Genomic DNA, 15,611 nt, shown 5'->3' on the forward strand with positions numbered 1-15,611 from the left:
ACAAAAAGGCACCAACTCGAAACGGCGGTGAAACCACATGTACGCCGAGGAGCGACAGCAGGAGATCGTCCGGTTGGCACGGTCCAACGGACGCGTCGACGTGGCGACGCTCGCCGACAGCCTCCAGGTCACTGCCGAGACCATCCGGCGCGACCTGACCACGCTGGAGCGGGCCGGCGTCCTGCGTCGGGTGCACGGCGGCGCCATCCCGATGGAACGGATCGGGTTCGAGCCGGCGCTGGCCGCCCGGGACTCGGTCCTGATCGAGGAGAAGGAACGCATCGCGAAGCTCGCCCTGGCCGAGGTGCCGCAGGAGGGCGCCATCATCCTGGACGCGGGCACCACGACGGCCCGCCTCGCCGAGGCGCTGCCGACCGACCGGGAGCTGACCGTCGTCGTCAACTCCCCGGTCCTCGCCACCATCCTCGGCACCCGGCCGAACCTCAACGTCCTGCTGCTCGGCGGGCGGCTGCGCGGCCGCACCCTGGCGACCGTGGACGACTGGGCGCTACGCCCACTCGCCGACCTCTACGTCGACGTCGCGTTCCTCGGCACCAACGGCTGCTCCGTCGAGCGGGGCCTCACCACGCCCGACCCGGCCGAGGCGGCGGTGAAGCGAGCCATGATCAGCGCGGCCCGCCGGGTGGTGCTGCTCGCCGACCACACGAAGATCGGTAACGACTACTTCGCCCGGTTCGGGTCCCTGTCCGACCTCGACCTGCTCATCACCGACCTCGGCGTCGACGAGGAGCTGGCGTCCGATGTGGAGGCCGCCGGGGTGCGGGTGGTGCGGGCATGATCGTGACGCTCACCCTCAACCCGAGTCTCGACCGCACCATCGAGATCGGCGAACTCGTCCGCGGTGACGTCATCCGTGCGACCGCCGCGCATCTCGAACCGGGTGGCAAGGGCGTGAACGTGTCCCGGGCGCTGCTGGCGAACGGGGTGCCGTCGCGGGCGCTGGTGCCCTGCGGTGGTGACGAGGGTGGGCAGCTCATCCGCCTGCTCCGCGCCGAGGGGGTCGACGTGCGGGCGCTACCGATCTCCGGTCGTACCCGGTCGAACATCACCCTCGCCGAGCCGGACAGCACCGTCACGAAGATAAACGAGCCGGGTCCGGAGCTGAGCGCCGGCGAGTTCACCGCGGTCACCGACCAGGTGCTCGCCGAAGCCGGAGCGGGCGGCTGCGTGGTCGCCTGCGGCAGCGCACCACCCGGCCTGCCGGCCGAGGCGTTCCTCGAACTCTGCACACGGGTCGTGGCCGCGGGGGACACGCTGGTCGTGGACACCAGCGGGCCGGCCCTGCGGGCGGCCGCGACGGCCGGCGCGGCCCTGCTGAAACCCAACCGGGACGAACTGGCCGAGGTGGTCGAGCGCCCGCTGACCTGCTTCGACGACGTCGTCGACGCCGCGCAGGAACTGCGCTCGTGGGGGGCCGGCGCGGTCCTTGCCAGCCTGGGGGCGGACGGCGCCGTCCTGGTCGACGCTGGCGGCGTGCTCGCCGGCGCGGCGCCGGTGCCCCGGCCACGCAGTTCTGTCGGTGCCGGCGACGCCCTGCTCGCCGGCTTCCTCGCCGCGGGCGGTGTCGCCGCCGCCGGCGAGGGCGACCCGGAACGGGCCGCGGTGGCGCTGACCGAAGCGCTGGCCTGGGGCGCCGCCGCCGTGAGCCTGCCCGGCAGCCGGATGCCCCGCCCCGCCGACATCCGCCGGGAGACCGTCCGCCTGCATCCCCGGCCGGACCGGGCCCGGCCGCTGCCCACCCTGAACTGACTCCACCCGACCCCCATCCCACCTGGCGTCGAAGGAGCACCTGATGGCCACTCCCTACACACCCCCGGTCCACGGCACCGGCGTCAAGGCGACGATCCAGCGGCTCGGCGGCCACCTCGCCGGCATGGTGATGCCGAACATCGGCGCCTTCATCGCCTGGGGTCTGATCACCGCCCTGTTCATCCCCACCGGGTGGCTGCCCAACGAGGACTTCGCGGCCCTGGTCGGGCCGATGATCACCATGCTGCTGCCGGTGCTCATCGGCTACACCGGCGGTCGCCTGGTGCACGGTCAGCGCGGCGCCGTCGTCGGCGCCGTCGCCACGGTCGGCATCGTGGTCGGCTCCGAGGTCCCCATGTTCCTCGGTGCGATGATCATCGGGCCGCTGGCCGCGTATCTCGTGAAGCTGGTCGACGGGCTCGTCCAGGACCGGGTCCGCCCCGGGTTCGAGATGCTGGTGGACAACTTCTCCGCCGGTATCGTCGGCGCGGGCATGGCCCTGGTCGGCGTGTGGGGGATCGGCCCGGTCGTCCGCGCCCTGACCAACGTGGCCGGCGACGGCGTGGACTGGCTGGTCACCAACCATCTGCTCGGGCTGGTGTCGGTCATCGTCGAGCCGGCGAAGGTCCTCTTCCTCAACAACGCCATCAACCACGGCGTCCTCGGGCCGCTGGGGGTGACCGAGGCGGCCGAGAACGGCAAGTCGATCCTGTTCATGATCGAGACGAATCCCGGTCCCGGGCTCGGCCTGCTCCTGGCGTACTTCCTGTTCGGCCCGCGGTCGCTGCGCCCGACCGCACCCGCCGCGATGATCATCCACTTCCTCGGCGGCATCCACGAGGTCTACTTCCCGTACGTGCTGATGAAGCCCCGCCTGATCCTCGCGATGATCGCCGGTGGGGCGGCCGGCGTCTCCACCTTCATGGTCACCGGCGCCGGCCTGGTCGCCACACCCTCGCCGGGCAGCATCTTCGCCTACTTCGCGGTCACCCCGAAGGGCGGCTGGTTCGGCGTCACCCTCGGCATCCTGATCGCCGCCGCGGTCACCTTCGGCGTCGCGGCGGTGCTGCTCGCGTTCGGACGCAAGGAGCCGGACGACGCCGACGGCGAGGCCGTCACCCCCGAGGAGCAGGCCGACCTCGAGCGGGCGGAGCTGGCCGCCGCGCAACGCCGGTCGGCCGCCAACAAGCGGCCGGCGCCGACCGCCCGCGAGTCGCTCGACGACGGCAGCAGCCCCAGCCCCGTGAGAGAGGCCTGATCACCATGACCACCATCCACGGCACCGCCATCCGCAAGGTCGTCGTCGCCTGCGACGCCGGCATGGGCAGCAGCGCGATGCTCGCCGGCCAGCTCCGCCGCCAACTCGGCAAGCACTCGGTGACCGTCGAGCACACGCCGGTCGACGCCATCCCGGCCGACGCCGACGTGGTGATCTGCCACCAGGGCCTCGCCGAGCGCGCCCGACGCAGCGCACCGGACGTGATCGTCATCCCGATCCGGGTCTTCATCGGCGACCCGGCGGTGGCCAAGGTCGTCAAGGCCGTGCAGACCGGCGGTGAGCTGAATGGATGACAACCTGCTGACGCCGGACGCCATCCGGCTCGACGAGCAGGCCAGCACCCGGGAGGACGCCGTCCGGCGCTGCGGCGCCGTGCTGGTCGAGATCGGCGCCGTCGACCCGGCGTACGTCACGACCATGCTGGACCGGGAGAGATCCATCTCCACCTACGTGGGGGAGGGGGTCGCCATCCCGCACGGCACCTCCGGCGGCCGGACGGCGATCCGCCGGGACGCCCTCGCCGTCCTCCGCTTTCCCGCCGGGGTGGACTGGGGCGGCGACCGGGTCACGGTCTGCGTGGCCATCGCCGCCCAGGGCGACGGTCACGTCGACCTGCTCGCCGAACTCGCCGAGATCCTCCTGGACCCGGACCGGGCCCGCGCGCTGCGCGAGGCGGACCACCCCGAGCAGGTACGACGGCTGCTGTCCGGCGCGGCCGTTGACCTCCAGACCCGAGAGGAACCAGCGGCATGAAGGTCCTGCGTTTCCACGCTCCCGGCGACGTCCGGCTCGAGAACGTACCGGAGCCCGAGCCCGGGCCGGGGGACGTGAAGATCCGGGTACGCAACTGCTCCACCTGCGGCACCGACGTGAAGATCTCCCGCTTCGGCCACCACCACATCGTCCCGCCCCGGGTGATGGGGCACGAGATCGCCGGCGAGGTGGTGGCGGTCGGCGCGGGCGTCGACAGGTGGACGCCGGGCGACCGGGTCCAGGTCATCGCCGCCATCCCCTGCGGGCGGTGCGGCGAGTGCCGCCGGGGGCGGCGCACGGTCTGCCCCAACCAGGAGTCGATGGGCTACCACTACGACGGCGGCTTCGCCGAGTACCTGGTCGTACCGGCCAAGGTGCTCGCCGTCGGCGGGCTCCACCGCATCCCCGACGGGCTCGGCTACGCCGAGGCGTCGGTGGCCGAGCCGCTCGCCTGCGCCCTGAACGGGCAGAACCTCGCCCGGGTCGGCGCGGGCGACGACGTGGTCGTGATCGGTTCGGGCCCGATCGGCTGCCTGCACGTCCGCCTGGCCCGGGCCCGGGGCGCCGCCCGGGTCGTCCTCGTCGAACTCAACCGGGACCGGCTCGACCGGGCGGCGGCCCTGGTCGCACCGGACGCGGCCGTCTGCGCCGCCGACGTCGACCCGGTGGACGCCGTCCTGAAGCTCACCGACGGGCGCGGAGCCGATGTCGTCGTCACCGCCGCCGCGTCCGGGGCGGCGCAGGAACAGGCCGTCCAGATGGCTGCCCGGCAGGGCCGGATCAGCCTCTTCGGTGGCCTCCCCAAGGACCAGCCGGTGATCAACCTGGACGCCAACCTGGTGCACTACCGCGAACTGACGATCGTCGGCGCGAACGGATCCAGTCCCGACCACAACGCCGAGGCGCTGCGCCTCATCGCATCCGGCGCGGTGCCGGTCGGCGACCTGATCACCCACCGGCTGCCGCTCGACGGCGCGCTCGACGCGTTCGACCTGGTGGCCGCCGGCGAGGCGATCAAGGTGACCATCGAGCCCTGACCCGGCGAGCGCCACCCCTCAACCCCGCCGCCCCCTCCCCGCGAAGGAGCCAGCGAATGCCCACCCGAACCGTCACGGTCGGCTCCGCCAGCGGCCTGCACGCCCGGCCCGCCGCGATCTTCGTCGCCGCCGCCGCGGCCCAGCCCGTCCCAGTGACCATCCGGACCAGCGGCAGGTCCCCGGTACCCGCCCGCAGCATGCTGTCGGTGCTCTCCCTCGCCGCCAAGCACGGCACCGAGGTGATCCTCGAAGCCGACGGCCCGGCCGCCGACGCGGCGCTCGACGCGTTGGCCGCACTGATCGCCCGTGACCTGGACGCCGAGGAAGGGCAGCAGGGCGATGGTTGAATCGTTGCGCGGCATCGGCGTCAGCCCTGGCCGCGCGGCCGGCCCGGCGTACCGGATGACGCCGCCGCCACCAGTGCCCGCACCCACCCCCGTGACCGATCCCGACGCTGAGGCCGGCCGAGCGGCGGCGGCGCTGGCCGCGGTGGCCGCGGACCTGACCCGCCGCGCCGCGGCCGCCGCGTCCGGCGCCGGCGCCGAGATCCTGCGAGCGCAGGTCCTGATGGCGGAGGACCCCGAGTTGACCGCCGCGGTGCTCGCGCAGGTGCGTTCCGGGTGCAGCGCCCCGGTCGCCATCGACCGCGTGCTCGCCGTGCACCGGCAGGCCTTCCAGTCCGCCGGGGGCTATCTCGCCGAACGGGTCGCCGACCTGGACGACATCCGGGACCGGGCCGTCGCCGCGTGTCTGGGCCTGCCGCCGCCCGGCATCCCCGACCCCGGCCATCCGTTCGTGCTGGTCGCCCGCGACCTCGCGCCGGCCGACACCGCCGGGCTCGACCCCGGGCGGGTGCTCGCTCTGGTCACCGAGGACGGCGGCCCGACCAGCCACACCGCCATCCTGGCGCGCGCCGCCGGGCTGCCGGCCGTGGTCCGCTGCCCGGGCGCGCTGGAGATCGCCGACGGCGTACCGGTCGCCGTCGACGGCTCGACCGGCGAGGTCGCGGTGGGCGTCGACCGGCACGCCATCGCGGCGAGCCGGATCGCCGAGCAACGCCGCCGGCGGCGGCTCGCCGCCGGGCAGGGGCCGGGCCGCACCGCCGACGGGCACCCGGTCGCGCTGTACGGCAACATCGGGTCGGCCCGGGACCTGCACGGCAACCTGGAGGGCGTCGGGCTGTTCCGCACCGAACTGCTCTACCTGGACCGGGCCGACGCGCCCGGCCGCGACGAGCAGGCCGCGGCGTACGCGGAGGTCTTCGCCGCACTGCCCGGGCGGCGGGTGATCGTCCGGACCCTGGACGCCGGGGCCGACAAACCCCTGCCGTTCCTTCATCACGGCGACGAGCCAAACCCCGCGCTGGGGATTCGCGGCCTGCGCCTGGCGCGGCGGCGACCGGACGTCCTGCGCGCTCAACTGGAGGCGATCGCGCAGGCGGCCCGGTCCGCGACGGCCGACGTCTGGGTGATGGCGCCGATGGTGGCGACGGTCGCCGAGGCGGCCGGGTTCGCCGCCGTCTGTCGCGATGTCGGTCTGCCGACGGCGGGGGCGATGGTCGAGGTGCCGGCGGCGGCGCTCCGGGCGCGGGCGCTGCTCGGCGTGGTCGATTTCCTGAGCATCGGCACGAACGACCTGAGCCAGTACACCTTCGCCGCCGACCGCCAGTGTGGGCAACTCGCCGACCTGCTCGATCCGGGGCAGCCCGCGCTGCTCGAGCTGGTCGCCGCCTGCGCGGCCGCTGGCCAGGCGGCCGGCAAGCCGGTCGGGGTCTGCGGCGAGGCGGCGGCCGACCCGAGGCTCGCACCCGTTCTCGTCGGCCTCGGCGTGACCAGCCTGTCGATGGCGCCCCGGGCCGTGCCCGAGGTGCGGGAGGCGCTCGCCGCGCACACCCTCGCGGACTGCCGACGACTGGCCGCCGAGGCGTTGGCAGCGGGCGACGTCAGCGCACCGTCATCGCGCACGAACACTCCGTGATCTGTCGGGCCACCGCGGCGGCCGCGCCGACGAACGGCGCCGGTACGGCCGGCGCCGGCCGGTCGCGCCGCCGCTCGGACGCGCTCCGATAACGGCACCCACCTGCCACTACTGCTTCCGATCCGGGTGCTCTACGGTCGGGGTTGTGACTCTTGAGCAGCATTGGTGGAACGGCGACCCCACCCCCCGCGGGCGCCGGGACGTGTACATCCGCACCGACGGGCAGCGCTGGGAGGTGCAGGCGCAGATCGGCGGAGCCTCTGGCCGGTCGCAGGTGCAGGGTTGCCCGAGTCGCGCCGCCGCCGTCATCCTCGCCAGCGCCTGGCGCGGTGGCCGGTCGACCTGGCGTGAGGTGCCCTGCTGAACACGGCGGCGGCCCGCTGACGGTGCCCCCGTCCGGCGGCTGCTGCTTCGGGCCGGCGCGATCCCCGGCGCGGCCGCCGGTCAGTCCGGCAGTCGGGGCATCTCCGGGCCGGTGTCCCGACCGAGCAGCACCGCGCGGGTGAGTGCGGCCGATCCGAACCGGTCCCGCACCGCGTCGACCGCGGCGTCGAGGTCGGCGCCCGGATCGCGCTCGAACGGCAACGGCGGCTGCACGTGCCCGCCGTCCAGGTTCGCCACCGAGACCCCGAGCAGGGTGATGCCGCGCCGGTCGATCTCCGGCAGGGCCGCGCGCAGCAGCGCCCGGGCGGCGGCGAGCAGCGGCTGGGTGTCCGCGGTCGCCTTCGGCAGGGTGTGTGAACGGGTCGCCCGGGTGTAGTCGGCGAAACGCAGCCGCAGCGTCACCGTCCGGCCGGTGCGGGTGGCTCCGCGCATCCGCCGGGTCACCCGGTCGACCAGGCCGGCGAGGACGGCGTCCAGCTCGGCCGGCGAGTGCGCCGGGCCGCCGAGGGCGTGTTGCGCCCCCATCGACGCGCGGCGCCGGCCCACCTGCACCGGCCGGGGGTCGCGGTTGTGCGCCAGGGCGTGCAGGTGCCGGCCGGCGCCCGCGCCGAGCAGCGAGACCAGGGTCGCCTCGCCGAGCCGGGCGACCTGGCCGACGGTACGGATGCCGCGCTCGCGCAGCTTCGTCGCGGTGACCGGCCCGACGCCCCACAGCCGCTCCACCGGCAGCGGATGCAGGAAGGCAAGCTCGCCGTCGGGCGGCACGACCAGTAGGCCGTCCGGCTTGGCCACCCCGCTGGCCACCTTGGCCAGGAACTTCGTCCGGGCCACGCCCACCGTGATCGGCAGGCCAACCCGATGGCGCACCTCGTGCCGCAGCCGGGCGGCGATGTCGGCCGGCGGCCCCGCCAGCCGGCGCAGGCCACCCACGTCGAGGAACGCCTCGTCGACCGAGAGCCCCTCGACCAGCGGGGTGGTCTGCCGGAAGATCTCGAACACCGCGCGGCTGGCCGCCGTGTACGCCGACATCCGGGGCGGCACCACGATCGCCTCCGGGCACAGCCGGCGGGCCTGCCGGCCGCCCATCGCGCTGCGTACGCCCCGGGCCTTCGCCTCGTAGCTGGCGGCGAGGACCACCCCGCCACCGACGATCACCGGCCGGCCGCGCAGGCGCGGGTCGTCCCGCTGCTCGACCGACGCGTAGAACGCGTCCAGGTCGGCGTGCAGGATGCTCGCCTCGCCCGACACGAACACATGTTCGCACGGCCGCCGCGATTCCGGCACTGACCTGCCGGAACGTGCGCACTCACGGCCCCTTCGGCGGCGGGCCGAACGCCGGCCGGGCACGGACGGCGGACCGGCTGCGGGACGCCCGGGCCGCTGCCGGGTGCCGGCCCGGACGTCAGGCGACCCGTGGCGCCGGCACGATCGGCAGCGCGGCGCGGTGCGCCGGGCGGGCGATCTGGCCGGTCTGCTCGACCGGATCGGGGGCCGGTGCGGGCACCGCCGCCGTCGCGCGGGTGCCCTGCCTGGTGGTCGGGTCGTCCGGCGGTGCCCCGGGCGCCGCGGCCGCGCTGACCTGGCCGAGCAGCGACAGCAGCCGGGGCGCGTCGCCGACGGCCAGCCGGAAGGACCCCCGGCACACCGTGCCGCTCCACAGGGACAGCACCACGGCCCCCCGCTCGGGGTGGTAGCTGACTCGCATCGTCCGATCGTCGCCCCGCGCGTCGGCGAACAGGTCGCCGAACCCGGGCATCGGCAACACCTCTCCCATGGCAACCAGAATGCAACAATCGGTGATCCCGCGAAAGGTCAGAGATCGTCGAACGGCGCCGCGTACCGGAATTCGCCGCGGATCGACGGTCGCCAGGCGCTCATCGGGCGGGCCATGAAGTAGCGCGGCCCCCACGGCCCGGGTGGCGTGACGCCGAGGTCCACCGCCGGCCGGAAGCCGAACCGGGGGTAGTAGTCGGGGTGGCCGAGCAGCACCACCAGCGGCTCGCCGAGCGCCTCCGCCGCGCCGAGCACGGCGTGCATCAGCGCGCTGCCCACGCCGCGCCGCTGCCACGCCGGCAGCACCCCGAGCGGCCCGAGCCCGAGCGCCACCGGCTCGCCGGCCACCCGACCGCGGGTGCACACCACGTGCCCGACGACCTGCCCGTCCGGATCCGCCGCGACCAGGGACAGCGCCGGCAGCCAGCCGTCGTCGGCGCGCAGCGCGTCGACCAGGGTCGCCTCCACGGGTACGGCACCGGGCTGGTCCGCCTTGGCGAACGCGGCGGTGTGCACCGCCCGGACGGCCTCGACGTCGCCCGCGGTCTCGCGTCTGATCAACATCGCGTCACCATAGGACGCGCGGTCGCCCGGCCGCGACGGCGTTTCCGGCGGCCGGTAACCGCAGAGCCGGCATCCGGCGGCGGCCGCCGTCCCGCGACCGGCGGCGCGGCGGTGCGGCTCGGCTCAGCCGACCGCGGTGGGGGAGGGCGGGGCGGAGCCGCCCTGCGGCGCCTCGGCGGTCATCAGCCGGACGATCTCCGCCCGGTCGGCCGGTGCCGGCAGGCCCCACTCCGGCCGGTACCCGTACACCTCGCGCAGCGGCGTGGACGAGGTGCGTCCGTCGAGCACCTCGACGGCGTCGGTGGAGATGAGGCCGGGGTGTTCCACCCCGCACGCCTCGGCCACCTTCATCAGGTCTCGGCGCAACGTCCGGACGTAGTTAGCCGCGCGGACCGACTTCGACGCCGGGTCCAGGCCCCGGGCGAGCCACGCGTTCTGGGTGGCCACCCCGGTCGGGCAGGTGTCGGTGTGGCACTTCTGCGCCTGGATGCAGCCGATCGCCAGCATCGCCTCCCGGCCGACGTTGACCAGGTCGCAACCGAGCGCGAGGGCCACCACCGCGTTGTCCGGCAGGCCGAGCTTGCCGGCGCCGACGAAGACCACCTGCTCGTGCAGGTCCCGCTCGGCGAAGGTCTGGTAGACCCGGGCGAAGCCCTGCTGGAAGGGGAGCGACACCGAGTCGGTGAAGATCAGCGGGGCGGCGCCGGTGCCGCCCTCGCCGCCGTCGATGGTGACGAAGTCGACGCCCCGGCCGGTGTCGCGCATCAGCGTGGTCAGTTCCGCCCAGAAGCCCAGGTCGCCGACCGCGGACTTGATGCCGACCGGCAGCCCGGTCTCGGCGGCCAGCAACTCCACCCAGTCGAGCAGGCTGTCGCAGTCGGAGAACTCGGCGTGCCGGGACGGGCTGACGCAGTCGCGCCCCGGCGGGACGCCCCGGGTGGCGGCGATCTCCGCCGACACCTTGGCGCCGGGCAACAGCCCGCCGAGGCTGGGCTTCGCGCCCTGGCTGAGCTTGATCTCCAGCGCCCGCACCGGCGCGCCGGCGACCAGGTCCTTGAGCCGGTCCAGGCTGAACCGGCCGTGCTCGTCGCGGCAACCGAAGTACGCGGTGCCGATCTGGAAGACCAGCTCACCACCCTTGCGGTGGTACGGCGACAGGCCACCCTCACCGGTGTTCTGCAGGCAACCGGCCAGCGCCGCGCCGCGGTTCAACGCCTCTACCGCGTTGCCGGACAGCGACCCGAAGCTCATCCCGGAGATGTTCACCACCGACCCGGGCCGGAAGGCACCGGCCCGTCCCCGCGCGCCGCCGAGCACCTTGGCACACGGCAGCCGTACGTCGTGACCGGCGCCCGGCGTGGACGGCGGCACCGCCCGGCCGAAGGTGCGGTGCTTGATGATGGGGTAGCCGGGGGTGAACTCGATGTCGTTGTCGGTGCCGAAGCCGAAGTAGTTGTTCTGCCCCTTCGCCGACGCGTACACCCAGCGCCGCTGGTCCCGGGTGAACGGCCGTTCCTCGTTGTTGCCGGCCACGATGTACTGGCGCAGCTCCGGGCCGATCGCCTCGAGCAGGTAGCGGGCCCGCCCGAGCACCGGGAAGTTGCGCAGCAGCGCGTGGTCGCGTTGCAGGAGGTCCCGCGTGGCCAGGGCGGCGACGGCGGCGGCGACGGCGGGTACGGCTCGGCTGGCCCACTTCATGCCCGCCACTCTTTCCGCGATCGTGACCGGCCAAACTGCCCGGCCGGCGCCGGCGCCGGGCAGTTTGGCCGGTCAGTGGCCGGTCGGGTGGCGGCGGACGGCCAGCAGGGCGATGTCGTCGGTGGGACGCTCGACCCCGAACGCGTTCATGACGGTGGCGCACACCTCCTCCGCCGGCCCCGGCCCGACCGCGCCGAGCAACTGCTCGACCCCGACGTCGATCACTTCGCCGCGCCGTTCCACCAGGCCGTCGGTGTAGCAGACCAGCACGGCGCCGGGCGGCAGCCGGACGGTGGTCTGCCGCCGGTGCGGCAGTCGCCGGCCGGTGCCCAGCGGCGGGTCGACGTGCGCCGGCAGCAGGGTGGCCGGTTCGCCGGGAGCGGCGAGCACGGGGAGCAGGTGCCCGGCCACGGAGAGGTGGACGGTCTCCCGGTCCGGCGAGATCATCGCGTAGAGCGCGGTGGTGAGGCTGCCCGCCTCGAAGTGGGCGACCTTGCGGTCGAGGAGGGTCAACGCGTCCGCCGGTTCGTCGCAGACCAGCGCGTACGCGCGCAGCGCGCTGCGTACCCGGCCCATCACCACCGCGGACTGCAACCCGTGGCCGGACACGTCGCCGATGACCAGACCGAGCCAGCCCGACGGCAGGGTGAACACGTCGTACCAGTCGCCGCCGATGCCGGCGACGTGGCCCGGCACGTACCGGGCCGCCATCTCCAGCCCCGCCACCTCGGGCAGCCGGGTGGGCAGCAGGCTGCGTTGCAGGGCGAGAGCGGCGTTGTGGTCGAGGTTGTCCGAGCGGGTCAGGCTGGCCAGGCCGGCCCGGTCGGCGACCAGTTCGAGCAGGCGTACGTCGTCGGCGGTGAAGGTGCGGGGGCGCAGTGTCCCGACGTGCAGCACGCCGATGAGCTGACCGCGGGCGAACATCGGCACGCCGAGCAGGGCGCGCAGTCCCATCTCCAGCAGGACCGGGTTGACCACGTCACCCGGGCTGACGTCCTCGATCAGCACGGGCCGCCGGGTGAGCGCGATCCGGCCGGCGAATCCACGGCCGAGCGCGACCCGGAAACCCTGCCGGACCTCCTCCTCCAACCCCTTCGCCGCGGTCGCCACCAACTGCCGGGCGTGCGCGTCGAGCAGCAGGATCGCGGCGGTGTCGACGTCCAGCAGGTCCCGGACCCGCTCCAGCAGTTCGTCGAAGAGGTCGGCGACATCGAGGCGGGACAGGGTCGCGTCCGTCACCGCCTCGATGCGGCGCAGCCGCTCGTCGTCCTGGATGAGCCCTGTGTCGACCACGCAAGGATCCTAGTCGCGCTGTGCTGCGGGGAGGTGTCTGACCTGCGGCGGCCGGGTCGGGCCGGGTACACCTAGGGCAGGGCGAGCACCGCGACGTGCCCCAGGTGGTCGGAGGCCCAGCGGCCGTCCGGCGTACGCCGTTCGACCCCGAAGACCTCGCTGGCCACCGGCACCACCGTGCCGCGGACCAGCACCATGTCGATCCGGTGCTCGACGTCGTCGGCCGGTTCGGTCAGGTCGTCGCCGAGGCCGGCGGTGTAGCCCGGGTCGCCCGGGTGCAGGATCGGCCAGGTGTCCACCATCCCGCCGGCGACCAGCGTGAAGTAGGCCAGCCGGTTGACCGGCTCCGGCAGCTCCGGCCCGGTGTTGAGGTCGCCGACGAGGACCACCCGGCCGGGTACGTCCAGCGGCCCGGCCAGCAGTTCCTCGGCCTGTCGCACCCGGACGCCGGGGTGGAACGCCTCCAGGTGGGTGTTGACCACCCGGAACGCCCGCCGGCCGTGGACCACGTCCACCGCTGTCCAGCCCCGCGTGCTGGTCACGGAGTCACCGGTGGCGGGCAGCGGGGTCACCATGTTGGTGACGAAGTTCCCCGACGAGGTGCCGGTGACCTTCACCCGTCCGCCGTGGCGGACCAGGATCACGTCGCGCATGGTGAGCCGGGCGTCCACCAGGTGCGGTGCCCCGGCCGGAGCCTCGAGGTCCGCCTCGTCCTGCACCACGGCCACGTCGTAGCGGTGGCCGGCCACCGCCAGTTCCGCCATCAGCAGGGCCAGGTAGTCGTAGCGGACAGTGGTGGCCGGGGCCGGGTCACCGAGTGGCCCGGTGCGCCACAGCGCCACCTCCTGCAGGCCCACCACGTCGGGCTTGTGCTCGCGGATCTCCGCCGCGACCAGCTTCGCCCGGGCGGGGAAGTCGACCAGGTCCACGTGACCGAGCAGGGCCGCGTTCGCCGCCAGGAACGCCGGCAGGTTCGGCGCGGTCATCGACGGGGTGAGGTCGCCACCGAGGTAGAGGTTCCGGGTCATCACCGTGATCTTGGCGCCCGGCTGGGCCTGCGCGGGCGGGGCGACCAGCCCCAGACCGGCCGCCACCAGGGCGGCGGCGGTGAACAGTCGGGTCAGTCGGTGCGGGCGCGCCCTACCGTCCATCTCCCCGGTCCTCTCCTCGCAGGAGATCCGCGTCGCGGAAGCCTGCCGTACGCTAGCGCCGCCAGGGCCCTTCCGGATACGCCCGATCGGCCGGTTTCCGGACCGGACGGTGCGCGCGGCGGTTCCTGACCGCCGTCGCGCTGCACCTGGCGTCGTCGCGGCGGGTCAGCGCTGGGCCTGGCTGATGTTCACCAGCCACCCGATGCCGAACCGGTCGACGCACATGCCGAACTCGTCGCCCCACATCTGCTTCTCCAGCGGGACGGTCACCGTGCCGCCGACGGTGAGCTTGTCCCAGTAGCCGCGCAGCTCGTTGCCGTCGTCGCCGCTGACGCTCACCGAGACGTTGTTGCCGGGGACGTGCTGCATGCCCGGGGCGGTGTCGGAGGCCATCAGGGTGTAGCCGGACGGCGTCTCCAGCATGCCGTGCATGACCTTGTCGGCCAGCGTCGGGTCGTCGGTGCCGAACTCCCCGAAGGTGCTCAACGTCAGGTCGCCGCCGAACACCTGCCGGTAGAACTCCATCGCCTCCCGGGCGTTGCCGTCGAAGCTGAGGTACGGGTTGAGTCGCGAGGTCATGGCGCCCTCCTTGGTCCTGGCCAGGGGCCATCGTCGCAGAGCAGGGGTGCCCGAGCACGCGAATCGCCCGGCGGTCGCCCGGGCGGGCCGTGGCGGAGGTGGCCGGCTCACCACCCCCGCCACGGCGCGGCTCGTCAGCGGTGCCGGAAGGACTGCCGGACCACCCCGCCGACCAGGACGCACCAGGTGCTGGTGGTGACCTTGCCGTTGCGCGGCAGGCCGTGCAGGGCCTGGAGGTCCTGGACCGCCTTCTTCGTGGCGTAGTCGTACTCGCCGGTGACGGCGACCTCGGTCCATCCCTTGAAGTTGAGCATGAACTGCACAGCGCTGACCGGGATGCCGCTGGCGTCCTTGTCCAACTCCGGCACCAGGGTCTCCCAGGTCGGGGTGGTGAGGGTGGCGTCCACGTCGACCGGGATGCCGTTGCGGGACTGCCAGTCCTGCACGGCTGCCACGGTCGCCGCGTCGAAGACGCTGTTCACCGGCACGGTGTAGCCGCGGTGGGCCAGCAGGTACTGCACCACGCGGACCGACGGCGAGCCGACGAACCGCCACAGGTCGGGCCAGCGACGCGCCGGCACGTCCGCGAGGTCGGTGCCGAGCTCGCGGAACACCCGCCGGCGCAGCATCGGGAACTGCCGGTAGAACGCGGCGCCCGGGCACAGCGTGGTGCGGAAGTCCCAGTGGCCGAAGATGTCGTGGGCGGAGAGGCCGTACTGGCGGCAGATCGTGGTGCAGAGCTTCACCAGCGAGTCCAGCAGGGCCTCGGGCGGCGTCTCGGTGACGTAAGTGCCCTCGTTCTCGATGCCGATGGCCCGGCCGTTCTCGCCCGGGCAGTGCGCCGAGATCATCTGCCGGTCGCCGGCCTGCAGGCGCTCCAGGCTGCCGCGCCGGCCCTCCAGCACGTAGCCGCCCCGGCTGATGGTGAAGTGCTGGCCGGTGTCGGACCAGCCGTTGCCGTCCATGTGCAGGTCCTGGCAGTCGCGGGCGAGCTTGATCGCCTGCGCCTCGGAGTAGTCGGTGACGTTCGGGAACGCCATGTGGTGCACGATGATCTTGTTGGTCGGGATGGCGCTGACCGACAGCGGATCGGCGGGCGGGCGCGCCCCCCACTCGTCGCAGCTGTAGATCCAGTCCAGGTCCGCGCCCGGGTCCGCCTGCGCGGCCGCCGGGAAGGCGAGTTCGCTCCCGACGACCGCCACCGTGGCGGCGCCGAGGCCGGCCCGCAGCAGGGTACGGCGGTCCAGTTCGGAATGGTCGACGTGCATCGCATCTCCTCTGCGGCCGACGACGGGGGAAGGGCCGAGTGGGTGAAAAGTAGCTCCATCGGCCGCGCGTCCTGTGGAGGATATT

The 15,611-nt window shown here is 74.0% G+C and carries 17 protein-coding genes; 9 read left to right on the forward strand and 8 right to left on the reverse strand.

Annotation, left to right across the window (positions count from 1 at the left end):
• Positions 1-37 precede the first annotated feature (37 nt).
• The 9 genes from GA0070609_RS09805 (at position 38) to GA0070609_RS09845 (ending at position 7,180) form a co-directional block, all read left to right on the forward strand.
• The gene (locus tag GA0070609_RS09805) at positions 38-799 is read left to right on the forward strand and encodes a DeoR/GlpR family DNA-binding transcription regulator (RefSeq protein WP_088993519.1); all 762 of its coding nucleotides are present in this window, start codon (positions 38-40) and stop codon (positions 797-799) included.
• A complete protein-coding gene (locus GA0070609_RS09810) occupies positions 796-1,770 on the forward strand; it encodes a 1-phosphofructokinase family hexose kinase (protein ID WP_088993520.1) in 975 nt (324 codons plus the stop codon). Before GA0070609_RS09805 ends, GA0070609_RS09810 begins: the two co-directional genes overlap by 4 nt.
• Before the next feature lie 43 nt (positions 1,771-1,813).
• Positions 1,814-3,028 (forward strand): PTS mannitol transporter subunit IICB, encoded by a 1,215-nt coding sequence (mtlA, locus tag GA0070609_RS09815; protein WP_408630642.1) that lies wholly within the window; start codon positions 1,814-1,816, stop codon positions 3,026-3,028.
• Positions 3,029-3,033: 5 nt separating this feature from the next.
• On the forward strand, positions 3,034-3,342 hold the full coding sequence (locus tag GA0070609_RS09820; RefSeq protein WP_088993522.1) for a PTS lactose transporter subunit IIB: 309 nt from the start codon (positions 3,034-3,036) through the stop codon (positions 3,340-3,342).
• Positions 3,335-3,802, forward strand: a complete 468-nt coding sequence (locus tag GA0070609_RS09825; protein ID WP_088993523.1) for a PTS sugar transporter subunit IIA — start codon at positions 3,335-3,337, stop codon at positions 3,800-3,802. The genes GA0070609_RS09820 and GA0070609_RS09825 overlap by 8 nt, the downstream gene beginning before the upstream one ends.
• Positions 3,799-4,839 carry a zinc-dependent dehydrogenase gene (locus tag GA0070609_RS09830; protein ID WP_088993524.1) on the forward strand — a complete coding sequence of 347 codons (1,041 nt, stop codon included), beginning with the start codon at positions 3,799-3,801 and terminating at the stop codon, positions 4,837-4,839. The genes GA0070609_RS09825 and GA0070609_RS09830 overlap by 4 nt, the downstream gene beginning before the upstream one ends.
• A 56-nt stretch (positions 4,840-4,895) precedes the next feature.
• A complete protein-coding gene (locus tag GA0070609_RS09835) occupies positions 4,896-5,186 on the forward strand; it encodes an HPr family phosphocarrier protein (RefSeq protein ID WP_088993525.1) in 291 nt (96 codons plus the stop codon).
• Positions 5,179-6,816: a phosphoenolpyruvate--protein phosphotransferase gene (gene ptsP, locus GA0070609_RS09840; protein ID WP_088993526.1), complete on the forward strand. Its 1,638-nt coding sequence runs from the start codon at positions 5,179-5,181 to the stop codon at positions 6,814-6,816. The genes GA0070609_RS09835 and ptsP overlap by 8 nt, the downstream gene beginning before the upstream one ends.
• A gap of 145 nt (positions 6,817-6,961) precedes the next feature.
• Positions 6,962-7,180 carry a hypothetical protein gene (locus GA0070609_RS09845; protein ID WP_088993527.1) on the forward strand — a complete coding sequence of 73 codons (219 nt, stop codon included), beginning with the start codon at positions 6,962-6,964 and terminating at the stop codon, positions 7,178-7,180.
• 80 nt (positions 7,181-7,260) lie between these two features.
• Here the strand turns inward: GA0070609_RS09845 and dinB are convergent, their stop codons facing one another.
• The 8 genes from dinB to GA0070609_RS09885 all read right to left on the reverse strand — a co-directional run bounded on the left by dinB (position 7,261) and on the right by GA0070609_RS09885 (position 15,526).
• Complete coding sequence (gene dinB / locus GA0070609_RS09850) at positions 7,261-8,448, reverse strand: DNA polymerase IV (RefSeq protein ID WP_088997619.1); 1,188 nt, start codon at positions 8,446-8,448, stop codon at positions 7,261-7,263.
• A gap of 154 nt (positions 8,449-8,602) precedes the next feature.
• Positions 8,603-8,974: a hypothetical protein gene (locus GA0070609_RS09855; RefSeq protein WP_157748104.1), complete on the reverse strand. Its 372-nt coding sequence runs from the start codon at positions 8,972-8,974 to the stop codon at positions 8,603-8,605.
• 38 nt (positions 8,975-9,012) lie between these two features.
• Positions 9,013-9,537, reverse strand: coding sequence for a GNAT family N-acetyltransferase (locus tag GA0070609_RS09860; RefSeq protein WP_088993529.1), 525 nt, complete (start codon positions 9,535-9,537; stop codon positions 9,013-9,015).
• A gap of 123 nt (positions 9,538-9,660) precedes the next feature.
• The gene (locus GA0070609_RS09865; RefSeq protein WP_088993530.1) at positions 9,661-11,235 is read right to left on the reverse strand and encodes an FMN-binding glutamate synthase family protein; all 1,575 of its coding nucleotides are present in this window, start codon (positions 11,233-11,235) and stop codon (positions 9,661-9,663) included.
• A 72-nt stretch (positions 11,236-11,307) separates the two neighbouring features.
• Positions 11,308-12,528: a PP2C family protein-serine/threonine phosphatase gene (locus GA0070609_RS09870; protein ID WP_088993531.1), complete on the reverse strand. Its 1,221-nt coding sequence runs from the start codon at positions 12,526-12,528 to the stop codon at positions 11,308-11,310.
• Between the two features lie 71 nt (positions 12,529-12,599).
• The gene (locus tag GA0070609_RS09875; RefSeq protein ID WP_088993532.1) at positions 12,600-13,679 is read right to left on the reverse strand and encodes an endonuclease/exonuclease/phosphatase family protein; all 1,080 of its coding nucleotides are present in this window, start codon (positions 13,677-13,679) and stop codon (positions 12,600-12,602) included.
• 165 nt (positions 13,680-13,844) lie between these two features.
• Positions 13,845-14,258: a VOC family protein gene (locus GA0070609_RS09880; protein WP_088993533.1), complete on the reverse strand. Its 414-nt coding sequence runs from the start codon at positions 14,256-14,258 to the stop codon at positions 13,845-13,847.
• Positions 14,259-14,392: 134 nt separating this feature from the next.
• Positions 14,393-15,526 carry a peptidoglycan recognition protein family protein gene (locus GA0070609_RS09885; protein ID WP_088993534.1) on the reverse strand — a complete coding sequence of 378 codons (1,134 nt, stop codon included), beginning with the start codon at positions 15,524-15,526 and terminating at the stop codon, positions 14,393-14,395.
• Between the last annotated feature and the right edge of the window lie 85 nt (positions 15,527-15,611).

This window comes from Micromonospora echinaurantiaca (assembly GCF_900090235.1).
Classification (GTDB): Bacteria; Actinomycetota; Actinomycetes; order Mycobacteriales; family Micromonosporaceae; genus Micromonospora; species Micromonospora echinaurantiaca.